Genomic DNA, 231 nt, shown 5'->3' on the forward strand with positions numbered 1-231 from the left:
GCTGCGATCGGCCAGGCACACGTTGCACGGCGCGCCGGTCGGCACGTAGAGCTTGCCGTCGGGGCCGAATGCGATGAATTTCCAGCCGTGATGATGGTCGGTGGGCAGCGCGTCCGTCACGACCGCCGGCGTGGGCGGCCGGTCGAGCCGGTCGTCGATGTGGTCGAGGCGCAGGATGCGCGACACGGCGGAGATATAGAGCGCGCCGTCGCGATACGCGACGCCGACGGG

At 70.6% G+C, this 231-nt stretch carries 1 pseudogene; it reads right to left on the reverse strand.

What is annotated here, in order from left to right:
- Positions 1-231: pseudogene (locus tag SB816_RS35345) on the reverse strand (sorbosone dehydrogenase family protein); the annotation flags it as partial.

It is taken from the genome of Achromobacter sp. SIMBA_011 (assembly GCF_046535435.1).
Classification (GTDB): domain Bacteria; phylum Pseudomonadota; class Gammaproteobacteria; order Burkholderiales; family Burkholderiaceae_B; genus Achromobacter; species Achromobacter dolens.